This is a genomic window from Bradyrhizobium sp. CCBAU 53351, assembly GCF_015291745.1.
Classification (GTDB): Bacteria; Pseudomonadota; Alphaproteobacteria; order Rhizobiales; family Xanthobacteraceae; genus Bradyrhizobium.
Genome location: NZ_CP030060.1, coordinates 772,857 through 799,637, shown reverse-complemented (window position 1 = coordinate 799,637; position 26,781 = coordinate 772,857). Strand labels below are relative to the sequence as shown.

Sequence of the window (26,781 nt, the reverse complement as noted above, 5' to 3'; positions counted from 1 at the left end):
ATAGATTCGCGCGATGCAGCGACCGGCCTATCATGGCCCTCGCGTCAAAGCCCGCGCTACGGCGCGATCTGAAGCCGCAAACGCATTTTGAGGGACAATCCAAGACAGAATAAGCGCAAGGAGAGCGGTTGCCAGCCGCTTGAGGTTGATGGCGGCGGCCGTCAGGTAGGCCTGGATCTTCATATTCGGTAGACCGCGCCGTACGGCGCGCGCCAGCCCATGCCAAGTTTTGGCTTCGCCGTGGAATCCCTCTGAGCGCCAGCGATGGCGTTGATAGAGATGTCGATCCTGCTTACTCCATCGCTCGCGACGGCGGCGGGCGCGCAGCAGTGCCGGATAATGGTCACCGACAACGACCGCTTTGTTAACCCGCCCTTTGGATAGGCAATCCCGCTTGAGCGGACACCGGGTGCAATCCTTCGCCTTCGCGTAAAAGAAACGGCCGTGCTTGATGGGCCGCGCGGGGCGCAAGATACGTCCTCGCGGGCACTTCAAGATGTCGTTCTTGGCATCGTACCGGAAGCGTCTGAGCGGTACGCGACTCTTGATTGGTTCGGCTTTAGCTGGGATGAGGGCATCAATGCCGCGCCGCTCGAGCGCGCCGTAGACTTTAGCGTAGGCATAGCCCGCATCGGCGGTGACGACCTTGATGTCGATGCCCGTAATCGCTTCGATCTCATCGACTTGCGGCTCGATCATCTCTCCTTCGTTCGTTTGTTCAGTCGTGACCGCGACATCCAGAATGACACCGACCTTGTCATCGACGGCAGTGTGCTGCTTGTAAGCGGGTTCCAGCCGCCGGTTTCGGGCATTCGTAGCCATTGTCGCATCGGGATCAGTCGTGCAGACCTTTTTGTACTTCCCGCTTTGCCGGCCCTTTCTCTCATCCTCGCTTTCATCTTCGCTTTGATTTTCGCTCAGCACATCCACCGCATGCTGCTCGGTGAGGCTATCCCAACTCACGTTGGCGCGGATTAGCGACGCATCGATGTGAACCACTTCGGCTGTTGCGATCTTGGCCTTCAGACAGGCCTGGACCGTGCGTTTAAAGATCCTACGGAATCGCTCTTCGCCCCAGCGCTGGCGGATGCGCGTCAGGCTGGAATGGTGCGGTAGCCGCTCATGCAGGCCATAACCAGCAAACCAGCGAATGGCGATGTTAACCTGAGCCTCTCGGATCAGCTTGCGATCGTGTACGATGCCGGTGAGCAGACCCGCGAGCATCAGGCGGACCGCGGCCTCCGGATCGACGCCCGGCCGACCGTCGTTCGCGCTATAGCGGTCGGAGACCTCTTCCCTTAGCCAAGATAGGTCGAGCACACGATCGACCCGTGCCAGCACGTGCTCATCTGGGACGAGCTGTCTGAGCGAGCCAGTGATGAAGAGCTCCAACTGATCCCGCTCCTTGCGCCCCAGCATCTCGTTTGCTCCGCCAATCGCGAATCGCCGACGAGAACGGAATCAGCCAATTGCAGCTTTTTCAACGACCCCCGCGTGCACTTCATGCGCAACGCGCTGGCGCATGCCGGCAAGAGCGGCCGGCGCGTCGTCTCCTCCTTCATCGCCACCGCCTTTGCCCAGGACCATGCCGAGGAGGCGCGGGCGCAATGGCGGCGCATCACCGACCAGCTCCGCCCCAAGCTCCCGAAGCTCGCCGCCTTCCTCGACGAGGCCGAAACCGACGTGCTCGCCTACATGAGCTTCCCAGCCGCGCATCGCGCCAAGCTGCACTCGACGGATGAGATGGACAAGCGATTTCTTCAGACCGAGACGACGACTGCGAAAATCGCTGTAAGTCCATTCTTTTGTTCGGTCGCGCGGGTCATTCTTCCGTCCCGGCCACCGATCACGCAGCCGCCGCGCGCAGGGGCGGTCAAGGCTGGCCGCATTTGCGGCTACCGCAAGGCTTGGCCATGATCCGCCCGAGCACGGCGGCTGCGTGGAACGGGACTGGCCCGGCTGGAAGTTGCCGTCAGCTGCGATTATGATTGTTGGGCGCGGGCGACCTCGTGGCGAAGCGTGACGCGTCGGCTGCAAGCGTCACCGGACTGCCCTATTTTGTCTTGCCGAACTGAGGCGCCCGCGCGCCGGTTTTTGGCCGCCGCGCTTTCCATTGCGACATGAACCGTTCGTAGCTTCGCTCCGCCTGGGCGGCAATCGACATCTCGCCATCGCGCAGCGCCTTGATGTTGCAGGTATAGGCTGGTCCACGCCGGTTGCCTTTCTGTTGCGGATGTCCGGCTTGAAGTTGCATCGCGCGGGTCTTATTGGCGACCATCGCTGGGCGGGCCCACAGGTAATCTTCGCCCCTTGTCAACAAATGCCAGCAGAGCACAGTGAGCTTCCGAGCCACGGCGACCGCGGCGATCTGGTGGCCACGCCGCGCACGGATGCGCACGAAAAACGCATGCAGTGGACCGGGCGCCTTGGCCGCTGCCCAGGCCGCCTCAACCAGTATGGCGCATGCGTGACTGCGGCCGATCTTGCTGATTCGACCGTGATGGGCGGCTCCCAGTCCCGACTGCCGCACCCTCGGGTTCAGCCCGAAATAGCTCACCAGCTTCTGCGGGCTGCTGAACCGGCTGATGTCGCCGATCGCCGCCACGATCCCGGTAGCGACTGTCACATTCACGCTGGTGATCGTCATCACTCTGTTGACCGCGGAATCGTCGATGGCGTCCTGCGCGATCTCGCGGTCGAGCAGGGCCAAGTCCTCCGCCAGCCGGTCGAGCTCACGAACGTGCCGATCGATCGCCGCGCGCTCATCGTCCGGAAACTGTTGAGCGGCCAGCCACGCCCGGCCGCGGGCATTGAAAAGATCGGCATGCGAGCACTTTGGGATCAGGTGCGCATTCAGGATCGAATGCACTTCGTTCTTGAGCCGCGTGCGATGCCGCACGACCTGGTAGCGCCGCGCCACCAGCCTGCGCTTGCGTTCGGTCTCCGCATCAGGCGTCCAGATCTGCGGCAGGGAGCCCGCCGCCTGCAGGCTGGCGAGTGTACCGGCGTCGATCTTGTCAGTCTTGACGTGCGCCTGAGCGATCGCCTTCACCTGCAACGGATTGGCGATAGTCACCCGCGCCACGAATGGCGTCAGCACCCGCGACACCGCCATGCTATTTCCAGTCGCCTCGATCACCACTTCGTCGGTCGACCGCAGACTCTTGCCCATCCTTCAAGGGCGGCCCGGGTCATGTCGACCCGGCCCGCATGTCGAAGGATGCCGTCTTTCCAGATTACCACCTCGCCGAAGGTTCGGTGAACATCGATACCAATCACGCGTCGCATCTGCGCGTCCTCCCTTCCGTTGATTATTGCGGGAGCGGCGGGCGACACGACAACTACGGACTCGCGCTCACGGCGCAACCGGGCAAGTCGCAGAGGCGGCCAGCTACTAACACGAGCTCTCGGCTCATCGTGTGTATCGGCCTGCCCGCACCTTCGTGCTCCCGGTGCCTCTGTCCCGATGGTCGCACCATACGCCACGATGTCGAACACCGCAGCGGAACGTTGGCACCGAGAACTCTCATACCGGTTACCAATCCGCTCGAACGGGTCAATGGCGAGATCAAGCGCCGCACCGAAGTGGTCGGCATCTTCCCCAATGAAGACGCCATCGACGCCTCGTCGGTGCGATCCTGCTCGACCAGAACGACGAGTGGGCGGTCCAGCGCGGCCGCTACATGACACTGGAAACCATCGCCCCGTTGGGCGATGATCCCGCCGTCAGCTTCCCGGCAATCGCCAGCGACCGATCCGGCCCATGCCGGCGAACGCGGTGACCCGCACTCAGCTACACCACGCCACGGAACACGATCTCGAATTGGTCGCAAATCATAAGAGTTTGTCGCTGATCTCGTAGCTGCAGAACTCCAAGGCCGGCCCCAATTAGACTCGAGCCAGGCTGAGTGTCAGCGCTTTTGGGTTGAGGCGCAAGGGAGAGCATCAATTTTGCCCCACGCATCGTCGCGCGGCTCTGGGCTCTTACATCATCACGCGCCCAATCGAGACCGTAACTCCACGTCCCACTGATTGGGCCGCACGAACGAGTACGGTCCATCAGGAACTTGCTGCGAGGTCCTCGAAGCAGCACAGTTCTTCGAGTAACAGAACGTAACAGCTACTCGTTGCACTACAAGCTTCTACTCTGTTGAAGCGAACCAGCGGACACTTCGCTTCTGATCGAGGCAATCAAAGGCAGCCGCGAGGATGAGCGACGGCATGCCACAATACCCATGCTCCTACCTAACACAACGGCAGACAGCGCTTCGAGATCGCCGAGAGAACAAGTCGATTCGGCTCCATCAACGAGCCCTCGTTTGAGACCCGACAAGCGGTCCTTTGGCACCCCTGCAAAGCGAGCTCGCGAACCAGCCCCTTGCGCGCGGATTAACGGCTCGATCATCCACCGCTAAACGCGCCATCTTCTCGCAGATCACAAGACGTTCGGCGTCACGGAGCATGGAGCGAACTGCGACCATGCAGCAAGGACACAGCGCTTTGCACGGCACGTGCCGCGAATCACAAATAGGTTGGCCTAAGGCCCACTCTCATCTGTTATCGTCTACGATCGTCGGGGCGGTCCGGCAGCAGCTGGTCGTGCCGAACCCGCCCCTAACATCACCACAAGGGAGGCGGGATGGTGATGCTTCTTTGTAGGCAGCAAGAGCCGTGCCTCGACTAACCAAGAGAGAAGAGGGGGACACGCTGAGAGGCGACAAGATGAACTCACTGCCCTGCATGCCGTCGCATAGAAGTAAGTTGCCAAATGAGCGTCGAGTTCTGGCCAAGACTAGATAAATTCCATGCGATGGACAGGCAGCCCGACCACGGAACGCTCTTCTGGCATTTCCTTCGAAGCGAGCCCACCGGCCATGACCACCGTTCCGCAACCATCCTTGTATTTCCCGGGGAGCGAGGCCAGCCGAGGTACGGTTGCGATGGCATTCGCGCAAGCGGTAGTCACCGCTGAGATCAGGAGCGAAACGAGCGGCCGAGGACGGTGGGCCGGCCGAGCCGGGTCCCTTTTCGTACAGAGGCGTTGGATAGCGCGCATGCGACGTTTTTTTGGGGGCACACCTCTGTGCTCCTCGTCTGAAACGAAACACCTCACCGCGCCAGCCGTGCTCGGCTGACTTGAATGAGCTAAAGCGAGAGCCCCTTGGGTCCCAACAACTGTTTGTTTTAGATCGCTCCATAACTAGCGTTGATCTCTCACAATTTGTCTTGGCTCAGCAGAGTGACTGACAAGACGCTTACCTCCCAATATTCCGCTAAAGCAAGGCCTCGCTAGACGGCGTAAATCGCCGCATCTGAGCACCGTATACGCTGGTGTTATTAGCCGCTTGACGGTGCCTTCGATACCGCTGAGAGCGGGCACCACGCTTAGCCCGGGCATGCGGCGGCCAAGAGATCTCACGATAGAACATTGCAGCGCGCCCGACTGTCATGCCCGAAGATCGGCGATCGTCTTTTGAGAACGGAACCCAAATCAACACACCTGATTCAAACGTGCCGCTTAGGTCAGGGTCTCTCGGCCAGAGCCGCTCCTAAGCGATAACGGATTTCCTCAGGAAGTTAGCGAGCTCTGGGCAACTGCGCTCGCGTGGCATCCGATCGATACCCCTTGGGCCATTTCGGCTGACCCATAGTCCCTGTTTCATTGTGATCGCCTGCTCGCGATCACAAGCGAAGACTTCCATCTTCAAGAACAGAAGTCACCGCTCTCGCCCATCAGCTGTGCATTACCCGCTAGTTCTATTGTGCTCCTAAGCACGCGCATCACCACGGCATTCTTAACAACAATCGTAACATGGCGCCTGCATGCAGCTGGTCGACCCAGCGGCACGCAACTTGCTCACCGAGCATAAAAGCGTTGGAGATCCACATGAGCAATGGCTTCGTAGCTTGTCCCCACTCAGACACCGAACAGCGGCGCATACGCAATAGGAACACCGCAAGAAAGCGCGTCAAACCCGGTCATAGAGTTGTGAATGCTCACGACAACCGCGCGACGCTGACCTCGCGATTACCTAAAAAGTTACGTCTTTGCGTTCATCCGAGCCTATGTGGACGCCGCACGCGCCTTAAACAAAGCAGGGCCTTTAGGCAGCACGTCGTTAGTTTTGCTCGCCGGCTTCCGCAGCGCCGGTCCGCCGGATACATCCCGCTCGTCCTGCACGAGTCGGAACAAGCGGCGCATCACACCGTAGGAGCGACGCCACCGCCCGCACCCAGTCTTATGCCAAAGCGCCAAGAAAGGCAGTCGCTACTACCGTCTCGGAGTGAGGACCTACAACCAAGCCCGCTGGTCCTCATCTCGGCGGCCACCGGGAGACGGATGACAGTCGATATCAGTCGGACCGCTCGTCTACCCCGCAATCAACTCCCCAAGCATGAACCCATCGCGTGGCAGCTATGAACTACGACTTGATCAATTGCGCAGCCAACACGCAGTCGCTTTCACCTCTGTTCCAAATGCTGGTAAGCAAAGCAGGAAAGCTGGGCTTCGGTTCAGTAGCATATGCGGCAGTAACATACGCCCCGCCCAAACGCCTTCGTGAAAGTCCTGCCCCCATGATCGCCTCGAACTTTCCATCCCACTGGAGTAAGCCCTACGCAGAACACGAATACGGCAATATAGACCCCGCAATTCATCGATCACGGCGTTTTTCACGCCCAATATGCTGGGAGGAGCTGTCTGCACGATGTCGATTGCTGCCAGAAGAGCAACGCGCACTGGATTTCTACAAAATAGCGGGCTTTAAGCGCGGCATAAGCGTTCCCCTTTTCGCAGCGCAGGGCCATGTATCCGTGGCGCTGTTTGCCTCCGAAAGCGATCGGGCTGATCCGAAAGGCTCCTTACTTCACCTCGCCGCACTGGCCTCTCAATTCCACATCGGTTATGGCCTTATCGCGCCCCTACCAGATGAGAACCGATATCTGAATGTTACTTTCACTCCACGTGAAAAAGAGATCCTCTTGCACGCGGCGGAAGGCAGGTCTTCCTGGCATATCGGCCGGCTCCTCCACATCAGCGGGAATTCAGTCGACTTCCACATGAAGAACATTATGCGAAAGATGGGTACAAGTACGCGCACTGTGGCAATCAGAGAAGCCTACCGCGCCGGCCTTATTCACTACGCTTCCCCAACGAACGAGGAGTGCCGCTTCTCAAAGGGACATACAGTGAAATCGAAGAACCGTACTTTGGCAAGGCAATGAAGCATGGCCGCTGCCGGGTGCCCACAAGTTCAGACGATCCCCTGAGCTTTTCTGGTCCTGATCCGACGGATGCCCGGCGCGCGAACTGCTCAGAGAATAATTCCGGTGCTACCGATCCAACGCTGCGCTTGGTCACGTCCGGCTAAGTGAGAACAACCATAGCTTGCACCCGAAGTGATGGATAGTTCGCTTACAATGCTCGACACTGCGCCGCCTAACTTGCGTGGGAGATCAACACGTTCGCTGCGCCCCGATTTCTCAGGCTCATGCCGCGCGGCAATTAGGGTGGAAGCTCCCCACCCAGATTGTCGCGCTATACAGGCTCACTTGCTTTCAAGCGAGAGGAACGGTTGATGCGACTGCGAACAGATACTCCCGATCCATCATGCGCTCGCAAGTCCCGACTGTTCGCGGATCAATCCTTGCTGATGATGCAAATGCGACGCTGGCACATTCAGGCGCTTCCCCCGGGGTGGCGATAAAAGATGCCGCCGAAGACATGCCGCTCTTCACGAATGAGGCTGGCACGGCCGCCGACTAGCGAATGCATCCCAGAAGTGCTTGTAAGCCTTGGCAAGACCGGTGCCTTCCTGATATTGTTCGCGTAAATAGGACACCGGAGCAAGTATGGCAAAACAGGTAAAAAAGAAGATTGCGCGACGCGAGTACAGTAGAGCGGACGTGAAGGAACTCCGCGCCCATTCAAGGGCCAAAACACCGGTCATTCAAATTGCAAAGCTTACAAAGCGTACCGTTGGGTCGCTGCGTCAGAAGGCGCGAAAACTTGGCTTGCCTCTCGGTCACCGGCGCTAATCAGGGTCCTAACTCGATGGCTCTCTATTATTATCCCTCTCGTAACCACGCCATTGATGATGGCATTAGCTAGTGATCCGCCCTTCAGGGGGCCTGCGCCCGAAGCAGCAGTCGTGGGCAACGACAAACCTTCGCTATCGGGCCAGTGCAATTCTCTCGTGTTCCATGTGGATTGGAACGTGCGGGGTCGTTCCCGTATTCCACAACATCTCGGTAAATTCGTCGCCCCCCGGGCAGGATGCTGCATCTCGTTCACCCTTGAAGGGAAGGGCGCAAATAGAGCTTGAGCCCCCCTAACCCGATTTGGCGGTTTCGCGATCGCATTTGATGTCTGTATCTCGTCTGGCTTGCCCAATCACAAGCGTCACATTATGCAACTCTCAAAGCATGGTGCCCCGCGGACCACACGAGCTCTGCGCCTGCCGTCACGACATCGCGTTTTGACGAGTTGAGTCTGGATTAGTGCGCTGCATCGCTCGGCTCTCACGAGCTTATCGTGGTGCGGTGATCCATTCATGTGTGTCTACCTTACAGCGATCAGGCGCGAGCATCTCCTGCAAATGGGACGCTATTTAACTTGCTCAGCCGCGAATTCGTCTCTCTTATCTTTCTGATATCCCCTGGAGCTCGCGTACGGTTTTCGATTTAATCCACCAGGTGTGTGCGGCTACCAAGTGGGTTTCAGATAGGTCGGGTAAGAGTGGATGATCGCGCTAGCTCCTGTCACCATGCGCACGGCTCTGCGGGGCTGGTTGAGCGATCCACGAGCCGAATAGCCGGCACTAGCCGAGCCGCGGCAGCGAGGGAGAGCCCCGGCAACTAACCGGATCTAGTGACTTTTATCGCGGGAAAGGCCCCCCGTCCGCCAGCGGCGGGCTCGCCACAAAGCCGTGGGACCGTGCCACGACCCTTGTCGAGGCGTGGCCCAACGCGAGCCGTCGCTGGACTTTGTGCAAGACAGGTTCTCCAGTGGATCTCAGGATGGCGCGTCGCCCGCGAACTGACGGCGATCGTCGAGCGACGCGACAAGCCAGGAATGATCGTGTCCAACCACGGCACAAGTGTAAGCGGCAGGGTGAGGCCGTCAGATGGCGTGGTTCCATGGCATAAGGGCGTGGATTTCGCTGCTCAGCCAGCCGTTGGCGATACGCTGAAGCGTGAGAGCAAGCCAGCGAGCGGATCGACGTTGTTCTTCTTCGCTGTCTGCAACAGTGTCGCGATGGTCGCCCAGGTTCGTCTGCCGCCGTCGCTGCCGGCAAACAGACTATTCTTTCTCGTAATTGTTTGTGGCCTGATGGCGCGCTCGACGATGTTGGAGTCGAGCTCGATGCGACCATCGGTCAGGAAGCGTTCGAAGATGGCACATCTGGCGTCACGACGCTAAACGCTTCTGTCCCAAACGGAGGCCACACGGCCAATAGCGATCCGAGTAGCGCTCCGGCGACACTCCCAGATCCTTCGAAGGCCGCGCACAATCCACTGAATCGCTGCGGCGATGACAACAATTCCCGCCCCTAGCGCCGCAGCGATTGCGATTCTAACTGATAGCTCGAAAGGTCTTTCAAACGAAATAAAGTCCATCAAGCGGAACACGGCGCCCTGGATCAGATAAAGGACCAGCGTACGCTGCCCAAGACCTACCGCAACGAAGAGAACCACGCGACTAGAACAGCCAAAGCGCCAGACCTGCAGCAACACTTCCATTGCAATTGCCGAGGCAGATGCAGAGCCAAGAAACATAAGCAACACTTGCTTTGTATCGTGAACCAGTACTAGGTTGTTGTAGGCGTAGGTTGTTTTGTTCCAGTTGAAATAGCACGCACAAGCCATTCCACTAAGCAAGACCATCAAGAGCGATTTGTATCGTGAGATTATGGCCGTCCGCCATTCCTTCGAATGAGCGAACACGACTCCAAGGCAAAAGAATGGGTAAGTGTATCGCGCCAATGGCACTATCGAAACTGTCAACGGAGTGAGGGCAACAAAGATCGCTGACGTGCCAATCACCCAGGCCGATACCCGGCCGCACAACGCGAAAAGACTCCTCATGACGAGGAATGAGGCAAATGTGGTCCAAATGAACCAATATGAGCCTACTAGCTCCTTCGCAAGGTCAAACAGTACATCACGCAGGCTTGTTGGCACTGACCCCGTAGCTAGCTTGAACGCCCCCAACTTGATTGCTTCGAGAAGCGTGCCGCAAAATAGCGCCGGCAGCAACAATTGCTTCACACGATCAGCGACGCTGCGCGACAGCGACTTGTAAACTAGCGCTCCGTGGGACAAATAGCCGCTTATCGCCATGAAGAGCGGCATGTGAAACATGTAGATGAACTTGAAGTAAGGCGAATGCCAATATTCGTTATTTCTACAAATAACGTATTGTATCAAATGTCCGATGATCACCAAGATGATGAGCATGCCTTTAGCAAAATCAAGGCTTAGGTCTCGCGGCGCTCCTTTGAGCGCCTGCGAACTACACTCGGTTGATTGTGCTGAGCAATGAAACATGATGCCTCGGCATGCGATTTACGACCCGCGGAGCGCCAGTTGGGCTGACCCGATCGGGCTCGAAGGCTTCCCGACCGATTGGTGCACCCTCCGACGAAACTGACGTAATCATTGCGACGAATGCGACAATTCCGCCGTTCCGTTCCTCGTCTTTGCTCATCTTTCCAGATTGGTACAATCGGTTGTATTGATGCGACACATCCAGATGGTGAATGATGTGAGACGATCGCCGCCCGGCCACCGTTACCAGAGCTCTTGCACAATTAGTCGTCTTGCTACCCGCAATCAATCGGCTGCGTTTACGCACCCCATGGTCTCCGCAATAATAAGGCTCTCCTTGAACAGTAACACTCGTGGCACGCAGTTTGCTCTTTTAGGGCAAAGCTCACGAGAATAGGGGAGGTCCGCATGCACACTTCGTCTGCATGATCCAGATGCCCGGGAATAACCAGATTCCTCATCCCGTTACTATCATGCGCCACGCAGCCTGATCGATCTCGAAGAAGAACGCAGTCTTCTCTAGCGAGGCGCCCTTAGACATTGGATGCAGGAACGTGAAATAGTGAAGTACCTGCGCTTACGCCCACAGACCCTCTTGGCGGAACGCTGCGACTGGGAGATGAAGGTCGTGATTTTGGATCACCTAGACTGGGAGCGTGTAAGGCAGCTATTGCCCGCTGACCGGTGGCGACGAGGCTGCGCAAAAACAGCTCAATCGCTGGCTCTTTTTGGTTTGATCCACGACAGCCTAAAAATACTCGAATGAACTCGGGATCGGCCTGAGGCGAAACCGCTTAAGCCGCCTTCCTGAGCACGCCCACATGCCCCAATAACATGCCGGCCACTATGCCTCACTGGCGCTGCCAACGCCAAAGCTCGTTCTGCACACTGGGAGCCGATCGCCAGGAAGGATGGAGACATGACCAAACCCATTGGAGGCGTCGGGCGCGCCGAGCAGCCGCGTGCCGGAGCCCGCTCACATAAAATGCTATATGTCCAGGTTTTGGCGGCAATTGCTCTCGGCGGCATCGTCGGCTGGCGCTGGCCGCACCTGGCCACTAATGACTGGATCAAGGCGCTGGGCGAGGGCTTCATCAAGTTGATCAAGATGGTGATCGCTCCGATCGTCTTCTGCACCGTCGTCTCCGGCATCGCCCATATCCATGATGCCAAGAAGGTCGGACGCATCGGCGTGAAGGCGTTGGTCTATTTCGAGGTCGTCTCCACCTTCGCGCTCATCATCGGCCTCATCATCGGCAATGTCGTGAGGCCGGGCGCGGGCTTCGGCAGTGCGGCGGCCAACGCGCAGGCGGTCGCCAACTACGCCAAGCAGGCCGAAGGCCAGAAGTCGGTCGACTTCATCCTGCACATCATTCCCGACACCGTGGTCGGCGCCTTCGCGCAAGGCGAGATCCTGCAAGTGCTGCTGTTCTCCGTCCTGTTCGGCTTCGCTATCCTGGGGCTCGGCGAACGCGGCCATTTGATCCGCAGCTTCATCGATGATGCCGCGCATGCGGTGTTCGGCGTGATCTCGATCGTAATGCGCGCGGCGCCGGTCGGCGCCTTCGGCGCGATGGCCTACACGATCGGCAAGTTCGGGACCGGCGCGATCCTCAATTTGATGGGCCTGATCGCGACCTTCTACGTCACTGCGGCCCTATTCGTGCTCCTGGTGCTCGGCATTATCGCGCGCCTTGCCGGCTTCTCGATCTTCAAGTTCCTCGCCTACATCAAGGACGAGCTGCTGATCGTGCTCGGCACCTCGTCCTCGGAGAGCGCGCTGCCGTCCTTGATGGAGAAGCTGGAACGTCTCGGCTGCTCAAAATCGGTGGTCGGCCTCGTGGTGCCCACGGGTTATTCGTTCAATCTCGACGGCACCAACATCTACATGACGCTAGCGACGCTCTTTATCTCGCAGGCGCTCGGCTACGATCTGACGTTCAGCCAGCAACTCACGATCCTGCTCGTGGCGATGCTGACCTCGAAGGGGGCCTCTGGCATCGCCGGTGCAGGCTTCATCACGCTGGCGGCGACGCTCGCGGTCGTAGATCCACGGCTCGTGCCGGGCATGGCCATCGTGCTGGGCATAGACAAGTTCATGAGCGAATGCCGCGCGTTGACCAACCTCTGTGGCAACGGCGTGGCCTGCGTGATCGTTGCCTCGTCCGAGGGCGAGCTCGACCGAGAGACCTTTAATGCGGCTCTGAGCTATTAGTTGCAGCCGTTATGGCCGTCATCTCGCACCCTGTCATGGCGCGGCGGCCTGCACGGTGCACAAGTTGGTATGAACATAGGTCTTGAAACCGAGCACCGGAGCCGTTCACTCGGCAGTATGTCAACGGCCATTGATGCCATCTTTGTAAGTGACGTGCCATCGTGGTGTCGCACATCAACTTAGAGAGGGCAGGGCATCGGGTCCCCACCTAAGTTTGAATGACCATAATCATCGCGAGTGCGGGTGGCCCCGTACGCCCGGCAGCACGCGGCCAGACCCCAGGCGCCACCATCGGACGGTGATTGCGCGTGTGTTGTATTTAAATGACCTTTTCGCTGGCCTCTGGAGGCCAACTATCCATTAGCCAAATATAGCCCATCATTGAAATCGATTGTACAGCCGAGGGTGGGCCGCGCAATAGTAAGCAGCAGCTCGGTGCGAGCTCGCAAATAGAGATCCCTCAATGAATATTAGGGCGCAGAACGCTACCGGAAACACGATTGTTGATACGCTCCTATTTGCCTACTGCTTGGCCAGATCTCACCGATTGTGGACGCTCTATCCAACCATAGGGTTGCCTGTCTCGCCTCCGATCGCGTGCTCTCGGGTAGCCGCACCGTTTCCTCGACCTCGCAATTTCCACTTGTGAACGCGGCTCTGAGCCAAAGGCTACTTACCCCGGTCAATGATCCGCCAGAGCCTCGCAACAGAGCTGCCATTGCCCTCTCAACGTTGTTACTCGTTACTCGACGAGTGCCCTTATTGAGCAACCCGCCAGCACCTCCCAGGCTCCTGGTTCCACCGGTTAACACACATCGCAACGAAAAGGATAAGGACAGATGCTAGAGTCGTTACCTACACTGGAAATACACCAGAAGATCGTTTCTCATCTTCGGGTCACATGCCCGGTTATCTTGGACATTGGATGCAATGATGGTAGCGACACACAGCGATTTCTTGAGCTGTGTCCAGACGCCAGCGTATACTGCTTTGAACCTGACCCTCGCGCAATAGCTCGCTTCAAGGAGAATAAGCGTCTGGCTCGACCCAACGTGGCGCTCATGCAGCTCGCCATCAGTGATCGAAACGGTACCATCGAGTTTCATCCGAGCAATGGGGACGGAGATGCGAGGGGGTGGGACTTATCGGGCTCCATACGTAGACCCAAAAATCACCTTTCAGAATATGATTGGGTTCGCTTTGATGACTCGATTCTGGTCGAGACCCAGCGACTGGATGACTGGAGCGGCGAAGCTGGTCTCAGCGGCCCTGTTGATCTAATCTGGATGGATGTTCAAGGAGCTGAGTCGGACGTAATCGCTGGCGGTCAGAAAACCCTGGGCAGAACACGGTTCATCTACACCGAGTATAGTGACCGCGAACTGTACGAAGGCCAGCTTTCACTGCGCTCCATCCTTGACCTCCTTCCCGCGTTCGAAGTGGTTACTCTGTATCCGCGAGAGATTGAGGGCGACGTTCTGCTTAGAAACAAGGTGCTCCGGTCTGTTTGAGGAAAGCCACGCTCGGCAGAGTGGATGACCGACATGCGCGGTTCGCGGGCTTGTTTGTACCGCAGCACTCCTATCGCGGGGCCGACGATGAAGTGGCAAGTTGCCGAAGCTTTGTTTGCATACCGCCTAGGGTGGCTCGTTGGCTATCCAAAGCGCGCCAGGATACGGCTCAGACAATTCCCAGCCCGGAGGCATGCATGGGCAGATCGCAGGTGGCGCATAGATCGATGCGTTCCCGTGGGAGATGCTCCGCCAGTGGCCGGCGGGCTGGCTTGCGGCGCTCGAACGATGGCACCGCCATCTTGTCCGCAGCCACCTGAGACCGGTCTGGACTGCCCAGCTTTTTCCTCCAGGCCAGCGAGCTGCAGCTCGAGCCAGTCCAGCAATGCGCCTCGCTCCGGAGGACTGTCCGAACTGCTCGTGCTGGAGCTTCTTGAGCGTGAGCTTCTCGATCTCTCGATCAGCTAGGTCCCCGCTTGCCTTCCGCCCCGCCGGCGAACCGGACTTACGTCCGCCGCGCAGGCTGTCTGCAGCGTCCGAACCGCTGATCGCGCAACCGATTTAACTCCATTGAGCGCGGCAACTCCAAGATGGTGGTCAACGACAACAGCGAGGCCGACAGCAATGGCATCATGTCGTGGGCTGATCAGAGCCGCCTAGCCTGGCACTAAATGGGGCCCGGCAAGCCTATGCAGAATGCGCATCGAAGACTTCAATGGCCAGCTGCGGGGCGAGCCGCTGTTTACGTCCCTGCCCAGGCCCGTGTCGTGCCTGGGTGCCGGCGGGCCGATTACAACGACGCGCGACCACACTCCCAGCTCGGATGGAAGACCCCGTTCGGGTTCGTCTTCACCTGCCGGGATCTGGCACTGCGCTATGCGAAGGCTCCGCGTCAGCTTGTCGCGCGGCGATCAGGATGGAAGGCAGCGTCAATCAAGGTGAGAGAGTTTCGCTGGGCTCGTGACGTAGGGAGGGCGTAGCCCGACCGGAGTTACGAGCCCAGCGTCGGCGCGATCCCGAGGAGGACCGCGCCGACTGGTGATCGCGGCCGGCGGGGTTATGCAAGTGGTTCTTCCGCCAAGAGGAATCACTCGCGTGCCCGGCCGACACATCACAGATCACCAGATGAGATGGGATGGTTGCCGCCCTCCCCAGACGGCATCGTAATGTGCCAAGAACGCAGTGTTTGAACCCCGAAGCGAAGAGGACGGCAAATTGATGGATACGGTGATCGGAGTGGATCTAGCCAAGAATGTGTTTCAGCTCCACGGGGCGTCAATGGCGGGACACTTGAAATTTCGAAAGAAACTGTCGCGGCTTCAGTTTCGGAAGTTCATGGCGGGCCACCCATCGGCAGTGGTGGTGATGGAAGCCTGTGGCAGCGCCCACTATTGGGCACGGGAGATGGTCAAGCTCGGCCATGAAGTGAAACTGATCGCTCCGCAATATGTGAAGCCTTTTGTGAAACGCCAAAAGAACGACGCGGCTGATGCCGAAGCAATCGTGATCGCGGCACAGCGCCCCGAGATGCGCTTCGTCGAGCCGAAATCGGAAGAACAGCAGGCCAGGGCAGTGCTCTTTCGGGCTCGGAAGCGCCTTGTTCATCAGCGCACCGATCTGGTGAATGCGCTGCGTTCTGTTCTCTACGAATTCGGCCATATCATCCCGCAAGGAATCGAACAACTTAAACGCATTGACGCAATCCTCGAAGATCCGAACAGCGATCTACCAGAACTGGTCCGCGAGGAATGTCGGAGTCTCATTGATCAGATCGCCTACAAGACGGAGCGGATCGATGCCAAGGCAGAGCAGCTCAAGAAGTTGGCGACGCGGACGGTCACGGCGCAGCGGCTGCAGACAATGCCGGGGGTCGGCCCGCTGACCGCACTCGCGATCGAGGCTTTCGCGCCCGACATGGCGGCCTTTCGACGTGGCCGAGACTTCGCGGCTTGGCTCGGCTTGGTCCCACGGCAACATTCCTCAGGGGGAAAGGAAAGGCTCGGACGCGTTTCGAAGGAAGGACAGGCGGACATTCGCCAGTTGCTCATCGTTGGGGCGATGTCGCGGCTGAACTGGCTCGGGCGCAAGTCGATCCCTAGCGGATCCTGGCTGGCGCAGATGCTGGCGAGGAAGCCGCGCATGCTTGTGGCGATCGCCTTGGCGAACAAGATGGCTCGGACGATTTGGGCCATGCTCACCCGGAAGGAGGATTATCGGAACCCAGCGCAGGCAGTGACGGCATGACTGCATGCAGCACGAAATAGCCTGACGTTGGCGAAGGGGGTGTGAGAAGGCGACGACCCGAATGGGCGCAACGATCGAACAGATCTGGATCAGGAAACCAGCTAGAGCCAAAGAGCCGACGTGCTCGGAGATGAGAATTGGACCTGGTCCGCGGATCACCATACCGGCCAGCGGCTTCTGAAAATGCCGTAAAGGAAGGCCTGACAGAAGACCGCACTCGATCACACGCCAAAGGGTCAGAAACTTCTTGCATTGCGGGCGGCAACCACAGAAGGCTCTACATGAAGTACCGTCAGACCGATAGCCCGCCAGTGGCGGCGGCCAAGGCGTCATTCAGTGCGTCGACCGCCTATCGGATCGAGAGAGATCCCCGATTTCCATCGCAAAGGAAGGCGCCCCGCGGCCGGCGACGACCGGACCCGTTGAGCGAGGTGTTCGAGACCGAGATCGTCCCGATCCTGAAGGCGGCACCTGGCTTACGCCCGGTGGCGGTGTTCGAGGAGATGCTACGGCGTCATCCGGATCTCGGCATCGGTATCCGTCGTACCCTGGAACGTCGGATCCGTGCATAGCGGGCGGTCCACGGCGAGGAGCAGGAGGTGATCTTCCGCCAAACCCACGAGCCTGGCCAACTCGGCCTCTCCGACTTCACAGACATGGACGAGTTGGGTGTGACGATCGCGGGTGCTCCGTTGGATCATCGTCTCTATCACTTCCGTTTGGCCTATTGCGGGTTCGAGCACGCCCACGTCGTGCTTGGCGGCGAGAGCTTCGTCGCCCTGGCGGAAGGCCTGCAGAATGCCCTCTGGTCGCTCGGTGGGGCGCCGCGGGAGCATCGGACCGACAGTCTGTCGGCCGCATTCTGCAATCTCAATCGTGATGCACGGGACGATCTGACGCAGCGATACGAGGCCCTTTGTGCCCATTACGGCATGCGGCCTTCCCGCAACAATCGAGGCGTCGCCCACGAGAATGGCTCGATCGAAGGGCCTCACGGTCATCTCAAGCGAGCAATCGCGGACGCCTTGCTGCTGCGCGGAACTGTCGACTTCGACGATCTTGCCACCTATCGCGGCTTCATCGACGAGATCGTCAGCCGCCGCAATGCCCGCAACGCCAAGCGGATCGATAGCGAGCGCGTGGTGTTGCAGGAGCTGCCCGATCGGCGCACCTCCGACTACGAAGAGGTGATCGTCCGCGTGACCTCGTCCGGCGGCTTCACCCTGCGCAAGGTGTTCTACACGGTGCCATCGCGCCTGATCGGTCACCGGCTGCGGGTGCGCCTTTACGACGATCGTCTCGACGTGTTCGTCGGGGGCACCCATCTCGTCACCTTGCCGCGTGGGCGGCCGCATCCCAATGGCAAGTACGACCAGGTCGTCGATTATCGGCACGTGATCCATTCCCTGCGGCGCAAGCCGATGGCACTTCTCAATCTGGTCTACCGGGATCGGCTGTTCCCGCGCGATGCCTACCGGAAGACCTTCGATCGCTTGCGCGAACGCTTGCCGGACAAAAAAGCCTGCCGGATCATGGTCGATCTCCTCGCGCTCGCTCATGAACGCGGCTGCGAGACCGAACTCGCCGATCAGCTCACCGCCGACCTCGAGGCCGGCCAACTGCCCGACATCAACCGGCTACGTGCTTACTTCGCCCCCGATCCCGCCAACCTGCCGAACGTCGTGGTGCAGCTCGTGCCGCTTGCGACCTACGAATGCCTCATCGGTACCGCCGAGACCGGAGGTGCCGCATGAGCGTAACGAACACGGTTGATGCCGCGCGCCTCAATCTGTTGCTCAATGAGCTCCGTCTGCCTGCCATCAAGGTGCTGTGGGCGCAATTTGCCGAACAGTCCGACAAGGAAGGCTGGCCGGCCGGCCGCTTCCTCGCGACCATCGCCGAGCACGAGATTGCCGAACGCGGCCGCCGTCGGACCGAACGACACCTTGTCGAAGCACGTTTGCCCACCGGAAAGACCTTCGACAGCTTCGACTTCGAAGCTGTGCCGATGATCTCAAAGGCGCAGGTGATGGCGCTCGCCGGTGACAGCTGGCTGGGCAAGGGCGCCAATTTGCTGTTGTTCGGCCCGCCCGGCGGCGGAAAGAGCCACTTGGCGGCAGCGATCGGCCTGGCCCTCATCGAGAACGGATGGCGCGTCCTCTTCACCCGGACCACCGATCTCGTGCAGAAGCTCCAGCTAGCGCGACGCGAGCTTAACCTCGAGGCGGCCATCAATCGTCTCGATCGCTTCGATCTCCTGATTCTTGATGATCTCGCTTACGTCACCAAGGATCAGGCCGAGACCAGCGTGCTGTTCGAGCTCATCAGCGCACGCTACGAGCGCCGCTCGATGCTGATCACCGCCAATCAGCCATTCGGCGAATGGAACAGGGTCTTCCCGGACCCCGCCATGACCTGGCCGCTATCGATCGCCTCGTTCATCACGCCACCATCGTCGAGATGAACGTCGAGAGCTATCGCAGACGGACCGCCCTCGAACGAAAACGCGGTCCCGGACGGCCGCCATCGCACGCGACATCCAAAACCGTCGCTGATTGACGCTGCGCGACAATCAGAGTTCAACAAAACTCTTGCGCGCGACAATCATCGCGGCAATCATCATCAGGCCGCGACACGCCTCGCCATCCTGATTGCCGCGCACTTCCTACCCAGATTGCCGCGCTACATCAGCTCCCGTCGCTACGACCCCAATCGGGAATCCAACAGCCAGAGTGTACTCAGGGCTGGATAATCGTTGGGGGTCAGTCAAAGTCTACGGCTGCTGATGTAGTTCCAGAAGTTCCAAATGGGAGTCGCCAAGTTCCATGCCTTTGTCGGAACGAGCCGCCCGTCCAACAGTCAAGCACGGATGACGCCAGACTGGGGACAGACGCCGGCACTGTCGTCCCCGGAATGTCTACTGAAGGAGCAACAACGGCTCACATCTAGGGCCAAGTAATCTCACCCCACGCGCCAAATTGCTACCTCTCGGTAACATGGCATGATCCAATCCGTCGGGCAGGAATGACAAATTGGGGTTCGCTTGCTGGCTGTGGGCCCATCCGGTTTGGACCGTGCAAACCACAGCCACGGCAATCGAGGACGACGAACCGTCCGTGATGACGACTACCGCATCCTGCTCGCATCTCGACAAAAGCTCGACAAGTTCACAAACCTTCATCTTCCTAACCAACTTCTCGCCATCTAACCTCCTACTACAACAGCTTCTGTCTCTCTTTGACATTTCGCATTGCTCGGCTGACTGATCCGCCCTCAGTCGGTCGTCACTCTCCTGTTAAATACAGAGCCCACCTCGAGGTCATCGGACCTCGCCACCTTGCGAGGCACCACCACTCGCTCGTTCAGCGCCCGGAAAGCCCGCCGAATGAGCAGACCTGGAGTACTCACCCGCGCCGCCTGGGACAACCATGCTTCGAACACTTGATGTGCCCGCTCGACTGCACTAGGTGCAGCCGAGCGGGCATCCGCTTCACAGGCGCTCGACCTGGCGCCGCAGCGCCTGTCCAGAGAGGATCATGGGCTTCAGCCCACCGAAAGGTTTATCACTCTTATCCTAAGAGGTTCATGGGCCGCCTCCCGCCATAAGTTCGGACCGGAGAATAGTCGCCGTGTTCAAGGCCGCAACAAGCGGGAGATCGCCAAAGGCCACTTGGCAGAGAAGATAGTTAGCTCCCGCTTGCTCCAGGTGATCAATAAGGACACTTCGCACAGAAGCGGCGGTTCCGACAACGCACAATTCACTTTCAATTGCTGCTTCGAAGGTTGGCGGAAGGTTCGGAGGGGCAGGTACCCCGCTGAGATCATAAAGGACCCTAAAGCTCGTGAGCCATCTGTCGTAAGCCGCTGCAGCTAGCGAATACGCATGAGCTTCCGAAGTGTCTGCTACAATCATGCGAAGCAAACCGACAAGCGGAGCCCCTCCGCGCCAATTGCACGCGCGGTACGCGTCAGTCGATTTCCGAACCATAGAGGCCGGGCCAATGCTCGCGATATTGGCACCGATCTCAGCGGCCGCTCGCGCAGAGCCGGGCTGGCTCACGGGAATCCAGGTCGGTGGATGGGGACGCTGATAAGGCGTAATTGCTAACGGCACTTCGTGGAGGCGATAATGCTGACCTTCGTAGGACAAGGTCCCGCCTCGCATCGCTCTGGTCAAGATCTCCATTCCTTCGGAATACAGCTCGCGAGCGCTCTCTGCGCTAACCCCGAAGTACCCCAATTCAATCGGTAGAGAGCCCCACCCGATACCGAGCTCAAGACGACCGCCGCTCAAATGATCCAGCATGCATGCCTCTTCATAGGCCCGAAGGGGGTGCTGAAGGCTTAGCAGCATGACCATCGGCCCGATGCGGAGCTGCTTCGTACGCTGCGCAACGCTCGACAGAAATACGTTAGGCGAGGGCGATCGCCCGTGCGGTGTGCAATGGTGCTCGGCAAGATGGTACGCGTGGTATCCCAACCGGTCACACGCTTCGGCCAACACCAGTCGATCGTTATACTGCTGCGATAAGTCGAGACCGTCTTCGTCCAAGTGGTCAAAGATTCCAAGCCGTATTCGACGTGATACATTTGTCACGTTAGTCCTCCCGATTTGACGAAATCGTTCTCATTAATCAGATCAGCCCCCCAGCAATGCCACTGACCACAGATAAACAGGTGTCCATCTGCTCCGCCGCACCTATTGAGATTCTTATGAAGCCCCCAAGGTCCCCCTCGGGAAACACCGCAACGTTCACATTCTTCCTCTCTAAGGCTTGCTGCCACCATCTACCGTCGTACCCAAGCGGTACGCGAGCCAATACAAAGTTTGCATGTGATGGCAGGACATAGAATCCAAGCGCCGACAGCGCCACCATAGTTCTCTCCCTTTCCTGAACAATGCATTCAATGCACTGATCGTAGGCATTACGATGCTCGAGGATGCTGACGCCAACGGACTGGCTAATCACGCTCATGTTGAAAGGGTTCTGTATGCTACGCAGTCTTGCAATCACCCGCGGGTTACCGAGGCCAAAGCCGATGCGAAGGCCCGCTGCAGCGTAACTCTTCGAAAACGTCCTTAGCAGCAGAAGATTCTGATATCGGTCGATCAGACCCAGTGCATTGTCTGGAGCAAAGTCGACATACGCCTCATCGAGCACGATAAGCTGATCCGTTTCAGCGACCAGTCGCTCAATTTCCGCGATCTGAACGAATGTCCCTGTTGGGTTATTTGGGTTGGCGAGCACGATGAACTTTGCGTCTCCTGCCGCCTGCCGAACACTTTGGCTCGCCGGCAGAGCATTGTGATCGGCCCAATCAACTTCAAGCAAGCGCGCTCCGTTCACCGCCGCCAATTTATGATTGAACGAAAAGCCGGGCGACAACATTCCGACAGTATCGCCAGCGGCAAGAAACCCCCGGTAAATAAGTGCGAGAATCTCCGATGAGCCATTTCCTGCGATCACCTGCTCGACAGAGACCCCATAGGCTCGCGCGGCCGCTGATCGTAAGCCGCCGCTGTCCTCCTCCGGATACCTATTGTGGGTTCCAATCGCGGCAAACGCAGCCCGCATGACTACGTCAGGCATCGGGAACGGGTTTTCGTTCCTGTTGAGGTTCACGCATGGCAGCGAGTACGCAGCGATCCCGGCGGATCTGCCTTCCGCGAGACTCCTGTCTGCCATAGCATGTCGATGAAGGTATTCCTCGTCACCTGACATCCAGATCCTCCTCTATGCAGCCCGACATCCGCCTGCTGCCGCAGGTCGCGCTGCTTTCCCTATCTCTGTTGCGGACCAGCCGCACCTCACCTCTTGGTTTGTTCAAAGCCGGTCACAGTGCCCCACATTGGGCTCTATGGGTTCGGTTGAAGACACTCGAGGCTGTCACACAGCAAGGCGTCAAAATGCAGCCCTAACCGACAGCATCTAGCGCGATCGCCATAGCCATTGCTTACCAATCGAGCTCACTCGGCACGCCTGTGCGCTTCCACCTTTTCCGTGTACAACCTGACCCTGCGGTCGATTCAAGTGGTTTATCCCAAGGCCGCTCCTGCAGACCGACATTAATCAGCTGGAAGCACACACAATCCGAACCAATAATGCCGCCGTTCACAGATCACTCCTTTCGCCACAGGGCCGCCAAAAGCAAACCGCCTGCCCCCCGGCCTGTTCAAATGACCTGTTGAGCCTCTGCCGCTGAATGCCGCACCGATCAGAAACAGCCCGGTGCCACACCGCACATTGGCTCCGGATATTACCGATCTCCCTTGTTGCACCCGTGAACCTCCTCCGAATTGATGGACACCTGTAGTAGGCTCGAAGAGCCAGGAGGTGTCGGATGGAAGGACGTCAGCGTCGGTCGCTTACGGACGACTACAAGCGGCAAGCGGTTGATCTCGTAACATCGAGTTGGCGCTCGATCGGATCTGTTGCCAAGGAGCTTGGCTTGCGAGAGTCCGTGCTGCGGCGGTGGGTGGAGCAGCGAGGGGTTCGGCTGCAGCCGACGGCGGCGGCGCGGCGCCCCACGACGCGGGCGACGCTGCCGTCGGCGGACCACGCGGCAGAGATCGCGCGTTTGCAGCGAGAGAACGAGCGGCTGCGCATTATGCCTGGCGCTCGCGCCCGGGGAGCCGACGATCTGCTGCCAATCGTGACCTCGTCGACGACATCAGGCGGGTCCACCGCGACACCCGCGGGCGTTATGGCAGCCCGCGTATCCATGCCGAGTTGAAGGATCAGGGCCGCGGGGCGAGCCGTGGTCGCATCGAGCGGTTGATGCGGCGTCACGGCAGCAGGGCCATCATGGCGCGGCCACGTCGGGTGCGGACCACCGACAGCCGCCACGACCTGCCGATCGCCCCCAATCTGCTCGACCGCAACTTCATCGCCACTGCGCCGAACCGGATCTGGCTGGCCGATATCACCTACATCGAGACCGATCAGGGCTGGCTCTATCTGGCTGCCGTCATGGATCTGTACAGCCGCAGGATTGTCGGCTAGGCGATGGCGGATCATTTGCGCGCCGAGCTGGCCTTGGCGGCGTTGCGGATGGCGATCGCGGCGCGGCGGCCAAGTGCCGGCCTGATCCACCATTCCGATCGCGGCGTTCAAGGCGGATTCAAGCGGTCGTCGCAACACAGATTGTGTTCACTCACGATAGCAACTCGTCAAGGGCCTCTGCCGGCGTTTTCTAACCCAGGGTTTTTCTCGGTCGAGCATTGAGGGCCGCGGCCACAGCGGCGATCTCGTCGGCGCTGTGGCCGCTCAGGTCGGTGCCTTTCGGGAAGTACTGACGCAGCAGCCCATTTGTGTTCTCGTTGGTGCCACGCTGCCATGGGCTTTGCGGATCGCAGAAGTAGATTTGGACACCCGCGTCGATCTTAAGACGATCGTGCTGAGCCATTTCAGCTCCCTGATCCCAGGTCAGCGAACGACGCAGCTCTTCGGGCAAGCTGATGATGGTGCGCGTAATCGCGCCGCGCACCGCTTCAGCTCCGTGCCCTGCGAGAGCAGGCCCATTCTTCATGCGCGGAGCTTCGCCATGCCCCGCAACCCGGGGAAGATGCAGCAGCATCGTGAAGCGCGTCGTACGCTCAACCAGCGTGCCGATCACCGAGCTGCCAAGACCAAGGATGAGGTCTCCCTCCCAGTGACCGGCACCGCGCGATCGGCCGCTTCGGCGGGGCGTTGTCGCTTAAACTCGCTCCTCTAGGCGGGGGCACCTGAGAGCTTCTCCGTGCCCGGGCCGAGGAGCCTGCGTTTTTTCAAGTCTCCGGTCCTACGCGCCCCAGGTCCGTCTCCGTTCTGCCTCATAGCAGCCAAACCCCTTTGTAAGGAGCCGCGCCGACGTGACGGATTTGAATACAAGCTAAGGGACCACGTTGCATATGCCAGGCCGCATCTATACTCCCGAAGACCTCTTAATGCTCGGACGTCTTCTTGATGAGGCCGTCGTTGCGCTCCCCGATTGCATGCGAACTCCTGCGAATCGCACAGCACTCGCGACGCTCATTCTTGAACGCACGTCCGCCGCGGACGATCTGCGTTCATTTGTCAGGCTGATGCAGCTTGTAGCGCCCTCAACGTAGTTCAGGCCGGATGCGCTATTAGCGCAATATTGCGCTACATGGCCTGCCGCAACACCCGCGTATCGCAAGCTTCGTTCGATCTACGACACGCCGCCGCCCTGCCAGGCAAGCGGTCCGAAAGCGCTTGAACCTCCCCTGGCGTCAGGTTGTACAGGTCCGGCTATGAACAGGCCTTCATTCTATAAGCGTCGGTGGCGGCGCATTGGTGAACTTGCAGATGCCACCGGCGTCACGGTGCGGGCATTGCGTCACTATGAGCAGACAGGACTGCTCACTGCTTCTCAGCGTACGTGCGGCGGCCATCGCATGTACGACGCCGACAGTTTGACACGCGTTTACCACATAGTCGCACTTCGCCGGCTCGGCCTTTCGCTTCAGGAAATCCGGAGCGCTCTTGAAGGACGCTCGTCTCTTTCGCGTTTGTTGAGCGAGCAGCTGGAACGTGCAGAGCGCGAAGTGATGCGCGCAACCGCCGTCCGCGATCTGCTGCGCCGCCTCGCTCAGAATGTCGACGCAGATGTCCGGCTAGACGAGCTACCCAACCATCTGAACCGACCTCCGGGTAAAGTCGACATGTGAGTACCTCTGCTCGAACGGCGCGCTCGGCGGCAATCAGAGTGGGGCCGTCGCCTGTCTGGACGCCGCTGCGCGACACCGTTTCCGACGACCAACAAGGGCATGCGGGTCATTTGCTGCGGCCAACCCGTGTCACGTGGAGGCCAGTAATTGAAGGCTTAGCGCGACATGCTCCGCCGCGTCTGAACGGCCCCAATTGGGGGACGCGCTACTCAGGAGCCAGGCTTGGTTCCTCCTGTGACGAACCGAGGCGAGCGGCTTCCTCAAGCAAGACCTGGCGCATCCACTTGCTTGCAGGCTCATTGTTGTGCAGTGCAGGCCATTGCAGCGTCTCCGTAAAGCCAGGCAACGGCAGGGGAAGCTTTGCAACGCGCAAGGGTAGCGATTTTGCGAAATGCCGCACCAACGTTGCCGGCATGGTCGCTACCCGGTTCGTCCCGACGAGCATGTGGGGCATCATGCTGAAGCCCTGAACCACGACCTCCACGCGCCGCTTAACTCGATGCTCCTGCATGAACCATTCGTCGATTGACGGGACGCGAGAACGGCCGAACCGGACAGCAACGTGCCCCATGGACATGTAGCTTGAGAACGTCAGCGGTCGCGCCAATCGCTTGTTGGAACGGCAGCCCACGCAAACCAGCGTCTCATCAAATAGCGTGGCCTTCGGATGCTCATCCGTCGTGTACACGTCGGGAAGAATGATAAAGTCGACCGCACCCCGCTGAAGGGGGTGGTCGAATGGATCGGCCAGTGGCATCAGCTCGAATTTGATGCCGGGCGCCTCTCGCGCGACGCGCTCAATCACCTTGCGAATAAGCACGATAGCCGCGAAATCGGACATGCAAAGGCGAAAACGGCGATTTGATTCGTCCGGCCTAAAGGGCTCGCGAGACGTGATGGAAAGCTGAATGTGCAGTAACGCTTCGCGAGTAGGTGAGGCGAGAGCCTCTGCGCGTGGGGTCAGGACAAGTTCACGGCCGCTCATCGTGAACAACTCGTCCTTGAAATACGCACGCAGGCGGGCGACCGCCGCACTCATTGCGGGCTGGCTCAAGTTGATGCTGCGTGCTGCTGCCGTCAAGTTACGCTCTGCTATCAGGGCATCAAGAGCGACGAGCAGATTTAGATCTAGGCCACGAAACCGCATTGTTCATTCATCCGCAGTGTAGATGTAACTCATCTAAACAATCGATTTTACCCGCGCGCGCCACGATGGAATAAAAGTGACGTGTCCGACGCAACACGTTAGATTTTGGAGACCACGATCGTGGCGCTGCGCATTGAACATAGTGAACCGCGAATCATAGCGACACCGCCCCAGGCATTTCTTGAAGCTCACATATGGTCTCAGCCCTGCAGACCCCTTGGTCTCGCGACCCAGTTATCAAGCGGCAATGGGCTCTTTACAACGATCAATCGGACAGCGCGCCCCATCCAATCGACACCACCATGCGTGCCCCTTGCAAACAGCAACAGGCGCTATCCCAGTTCGAGCGCGCCATGTCTTACATTAGTAGCCCGTACCAGTTCACACATTCAAACCACCTCGATCACCCCATCAAACATCTTTAAGGCGAGTAATACATCAGAGG

Annotated in this window: 14 protein-coding genes and 9 pseudogenes; 14 read left to right on the top strand and 9 right to left on the bottom strand. The window is 59.0% G+C overall.

All coding sequences use genetic code 11. From position 1 onward, the window contains the following. Window positions 1-30 precede the first annotated feature (30 nt). Window positions 31-1,419: a transposase gene (locus XH83_RS38680; RefSeq protein WP_128929889.1), complete on the bottom strand. Its 1,389-nt coding sequence runs from the start codon at window positions 1,417-1,419 to the stop codon at window positions 31-33. 72 nt (window positions 1,420-1,491) lie between these two features. On the opposite strand from XH83_RS38680, the pseudogene XH83_RS38675 reads away from it, so the two are divergent. Beyond that, window positions 1,492-1,741 (top strand): annotated as a pseudogene (locus XH83_RS38675) (transposase); the annotation flags it as partial. A 312-nt stretch (window positions 1,742-2,053) separates the two neighbouring features. On the opposite strand, the pseudogene XH83_RS38670 reads toward XH83_RS38675, so the two are convergent. Beyond that, a pseudogene (locus XH83_RS38670) lies at window positions 2,054-3,270 on the bottom strand (IS110 family transposase). Between the two features lie 252 nt (window positions 3,271-3,522). Between XH83_RS38670 and XH83_RS38665 the strand changes: the two are divergent. From XH83_RS38665 to XH83_RS40575, 3 genes and pseudogenes are all read left to right on the top strand, one after another. Further along, window positions 3,523-3,782 (top strand): annotated as a pseudogene (locus XH83_RS38665) (transposase); the annotation flags it as partial. A gap of 2,635 nt (window positions 3,783-6,417) precedes the next feature. Next, complete coding sequence (locus XH83_RS38660; protein WP_128929890.1) at window positions 6,418-7,224, top strand: LuxR family transcriptional regulator; 807 nt, start codon at window positions 6,418-6,420, stop codon at window positions 7,222-7,224. A 1,614-nt stretch (window positions 7,225-8,838) separates the two neighbouring features. After that, a pseudogene (locus XH83_RS40575) lies at window positions 8,839-9,142 on the top strand (IS3 family transposase); the annotation flags it as partial. On the opposite strand, the pseudogene XH83_RS38655 reads toward XH83_RS40575, so the two are convergent. Together XH83_RS38655 and nolL are read right to left on the bottom strand one after the other, a co-directional pair. Next, window positions 9,122-9,408 (bottom strand): annotated as a pseudogene (locus XH83_RS38655) (transposase domain-containing protein); the annotation flags it as partial. The pseudogenes XH83_RS40575 and XH83_RS38655 overlap by 21 nt on opposite strands. 9 nt (window positions 9,409-9,417) lie before the next feature. Further along, window positions 9,418-10,548: a nodulation factor fucose acetyltransferase NolL gene (nolL, locus tag XH83_RS38650; RefSeq protein ID WP_128929892.1), complete on the bottom strand. Its 1,131-nt coding sequence runs from the start codon at window positions 10,546-10,548 to the stop codon at window positions 9,418-9,420. Window positions 10,549-11,533: 985 nt separating this feature from the next. Between nolL and dctA the strand changes: the two genes are divergently transcribed. After that, on the top strand, window positions 11,534-12,763 hold the full coding sequence (dctA, locus tag XH83_RS38645) for a C4-dicarboxylate transporter DctA (RefSeq protein ID WP_206733223.1): 1,230 nt from the start codon (window positions 11,534-11,536) through the stop codon (window positions 12,761-12,763). An 839-nt stretch (window positions 12,764-13,602) separates the two neighbouring features. Next, entirely contained in the window at window positions 13,603-14,274 is a 672-nt protein-coding gene (locus XH83_RS38640) for an FkbM family methyltransferase (protein ID WP_128929894.1), read from the top strand. Between the two features lie 169 nt (window positions 14,275-14,443). Here XH83_RS38640 and XH83_RS40570 read toward each other — a convergent pair whose 3' ends face one another. Then, window positions 14,444-14,575 carry a transposase gene (locus tag XH83_RS40570; protein ID WP_237867166.1) on the bottom strand — a complete coding sequence of 44 codons (132 nt, stop codon included), beginning with the start codon at window positions 14,573-14,575 and terminating at the stop codon, window positions 14,444-14,446. A gap of 370 nt (window positions 14,576-14,945) precedes the next feature. Here XH83_RS40570 and XH83_RS40085 point away from each other — a divergent pair, with 370 nt between their 5' ends. The 4 genes and pseudogenes from XH83_RS40085 to istB all read left to right on the top strand — a co-directional run bounded on the left by XH83_RS40085 (window position 14,946) and on the right by istB (window position 19,077). Beyond that, window positions 14,946-15,254: an integrase core domain-containing protein gene (locus tag XH83_RS40085; RefSeq protein ID WP_128929896.1), complete on the top strand. Its 309-nt coding sequence runs from the start codon at window positions 14,946-14,948 to the stop codon at window positions 15,252-15,254. Window positions 15,255-15,492: 238 nt separating this feature from the next. Continuing rightward, window positions 15,493-16,518: an IS110 family transposase gene (locus XH83_RS38625; RefSeq protein ID WP_164934317.1), complete on the top strand. Its 1,026-nt coding sequence runs from the start codon at window positions 15,493-15,495 to the stop codon at window positions 16,516-16,518. A 281-nt stretch (window positions 16,519-16,799) separates the two neighbouring features. Continuing rightward, window positions 16,800-18,272, top strand: a pseudogene (istA, locus tag XH83_RS38620) (IS21 family transposase). Next, window positions 18,269-19,077 (top strand): annotated as a pseudogene (gene istB / locus XH83_RS38615) (IS21-like element helper ATPase IstB). The pseudogenes istA and istB overlap by 4 nt, the downstream one beginning before the upstream one ends. Before the next feature lie 1,024 nt (window positions 19,078-20,101). Here istB and XH83_RS38610 read toward each other — a convergent pair. After that, window positions 20,102-21,115 (bottom strand): LLM class flavin-dependent oxidoreductase, encoded by a 1,014-nt coding sequence (locus tag XH83_RS38610; RefSeq protein ID WP_128955129.1) that lies wholly within the window; start codon window positions 21,113-21,115, stop codon window positions 20,102-20,104. A 37-nt stretch (window positions 21,116-21,152) separates the two neighbouring features. Then, entirely contained in the window at window positions 21,153-22,205 is a 1,053-nt protein-coding gene (gene hisC, locus XH83_RS38605; RefSeq protein WP_232995662.1) for a histidinol-phosphate transaminase, read from the bottom strand. 655 nt (window positions 22,206-22,860) lie between these two features. Between hisC and XH83_RS40565 the strand changes: the two genes are divergently transcribed. From XH83_RS40565 to XH83_RS40555, 3 genes and pseudogenes are all read left to right on the top strand, one after another. Then, a complete protein-coding gene (locus XH83_RS40565) occupies window positions 22,861-23,253 on the top strand; it encodes a transposase (RefSeq protein WP_128929899.1) in 393 nt (130 codons plus the stop codon). Continuing rightward, window positions 23,235-23,279: pseudogene (locus tag XH83_RS40560) on the top strand (hypothetical protein); the annotation flags it as partial. The gene XH83_RS40565 and the pseudogene XH83_RS40560, both read left to right, overlap by 19 nt. Window positions 23,280-23,324: 45 nt before the next feature. Further along, complete coding sequence (locus tag XH83_RS40555; protein ID WP_167506288.1) at window positions 23,325-23,522, top strand: DDE-type integrase/transposase/recombinase; 198 nt, start codon at window positions 23,325-23,327, stop codon at window positions 23,520-23,522. 151 nt (window positions 23,523-23,673) lie between these two features. Here the strand turns inward: XH83_RS40555 and XH83_RS38590 are convergent. Then, window positions 23,674-24,212, bottom strand: a pseudogene (locus tag XH83_RS38590) (IS30 family transposase); the annotation flags it as partial. 560 nt (window positions 24,213-24,772) lie between these two features. Here XH83_RS38590 and XH83_RS38585 point away from each other — a divergent pair. Next, window positions 24,773-25,189: a MerR family transcriptional regulator gene (locus XH83_RS38585; RefSeq protein ID WP_128929901.1), complete on the top strand. Its 417-nt coding sequence runs from the start codon at window positions 24,773-24,775 to the stop codon at window positions 25,187-25,189. Between the two features lie 205 nt (window positions 25,190-25,394). Here XH83_RS38585 and XH83_RS38580 read toward each other — a convergent pair whose 3' ends face one another. Next, window positions 25,395-26,336: a LysR family transcriptional regulator gene (locus tag XH83_RS38580; RefSeq protein WP_128929902.1), complete on the bottom strand. Its 942-nt coding sequence runs from the start codon at window positions 26,334-26,336 to the stop codon at window positions 25,395-25,397. Between the last annotated feature and the right edge of the window lie 445 nt (window positions 26,337-26,781).

What these genes read in the sequence shown, in the direction of transcription:
- XH83_RS38680 (WP_128929889.1), bottom strand. Translation starts at nt 1,419, where the DNA reads ATGCTGGGGCGCAAGGAGCGGGATCAGTTGGAGCTCTTCATCACTGGC.
- XH83_RS38660 (WP_128929890.1), top strand. Translation starts at nt 6,418, where the DNA reads ATGAACTACGACTTGATCAATTGCGCAGCCAACACGCAGTCGCTTTCA.
- nolL (WP_128929892.1), bottom strand. Translation starts at nt 10,548, where the DNA reads ATGTTTCATTGCTCAGCACAATCAACCGAGTGTAGTTCGCAGGCGCTC.
- dctA (WP_206733223.1), top strand. Translation starts at nt 11,534, where the DNA reads ATGCTATATGTCCAGGTTTTGGCGGCAATTGCTCTCGGCGGCATCGTC.
- XH83_RS38640 (WP_128929894.1), top strand. Translation starts at nt 13,603, where the DNA reads ATGCTAGAGTCGTTACCTACACTGGAAATACACCAGAAGATCGTTTCT.
- XH83_RS40570 (WP_237867166.1), bottom strand. Translation starts at nt 14,575, where the DNA reads ATGGCGGTGCCATCGTTCGAGCGCCGCAAGCCAGCCCGCCGGCCACTG.
- XH83_RS40085 (WP_128929896.1), top strand. Translation starts at nt 14,946, where the DNA reads ATGGGGCCCGGCAAGCCTATGCAGAATGCGCATCGAAGACTTCAATGG.
- XH83_RS38625 (WP_164934317.1), top strand. Translation starts at nt 15,493, where the DNA reads ATGGATACGGTGATCGGAGTGGATCTAGCCAAGAATGTGTTTCAGCTC.
- hisC (WP_232995662.1), bottom strand. Translation starts at nt 22,205, where the DNA reads ATGGCAGACAGGAGTCTCGCGGAAGGCAGATCCGCCGGGATCGCTGCG.
- XH83_RS40565 (WP_128929899.1), top strand. Translation starts at nt 22,861, where the DNA reads ATGGAAGGACGTCAGCGTCGGTCGCTTACGGACGACTACAAGCGGCAA.
- XH83_RS40555 (WP_167506288.1), top strand. Translation starts at nt 23,325, where the DNA reads ATGGCGCGGCCACGTCGGGTGCGGACCACCGACAGCCGCCACGACCTG.
- XH83_RS38585 (WP_128929901.1), top strand. Translation starts at nt 24,773, where the DNA reads ATGAACAGGCCTTCATTCTATAAGCGTCGGTGGCGGCGCATTGGTGAA.
- XH83_RS38580 (WP_128929902.1), bottom strand. Translation starts at nt 26,336, where the DNA reads ATGCGGTTTCGTGGCCTAGATCTAAATCTGCTCGTCGCTCTTGATGCC.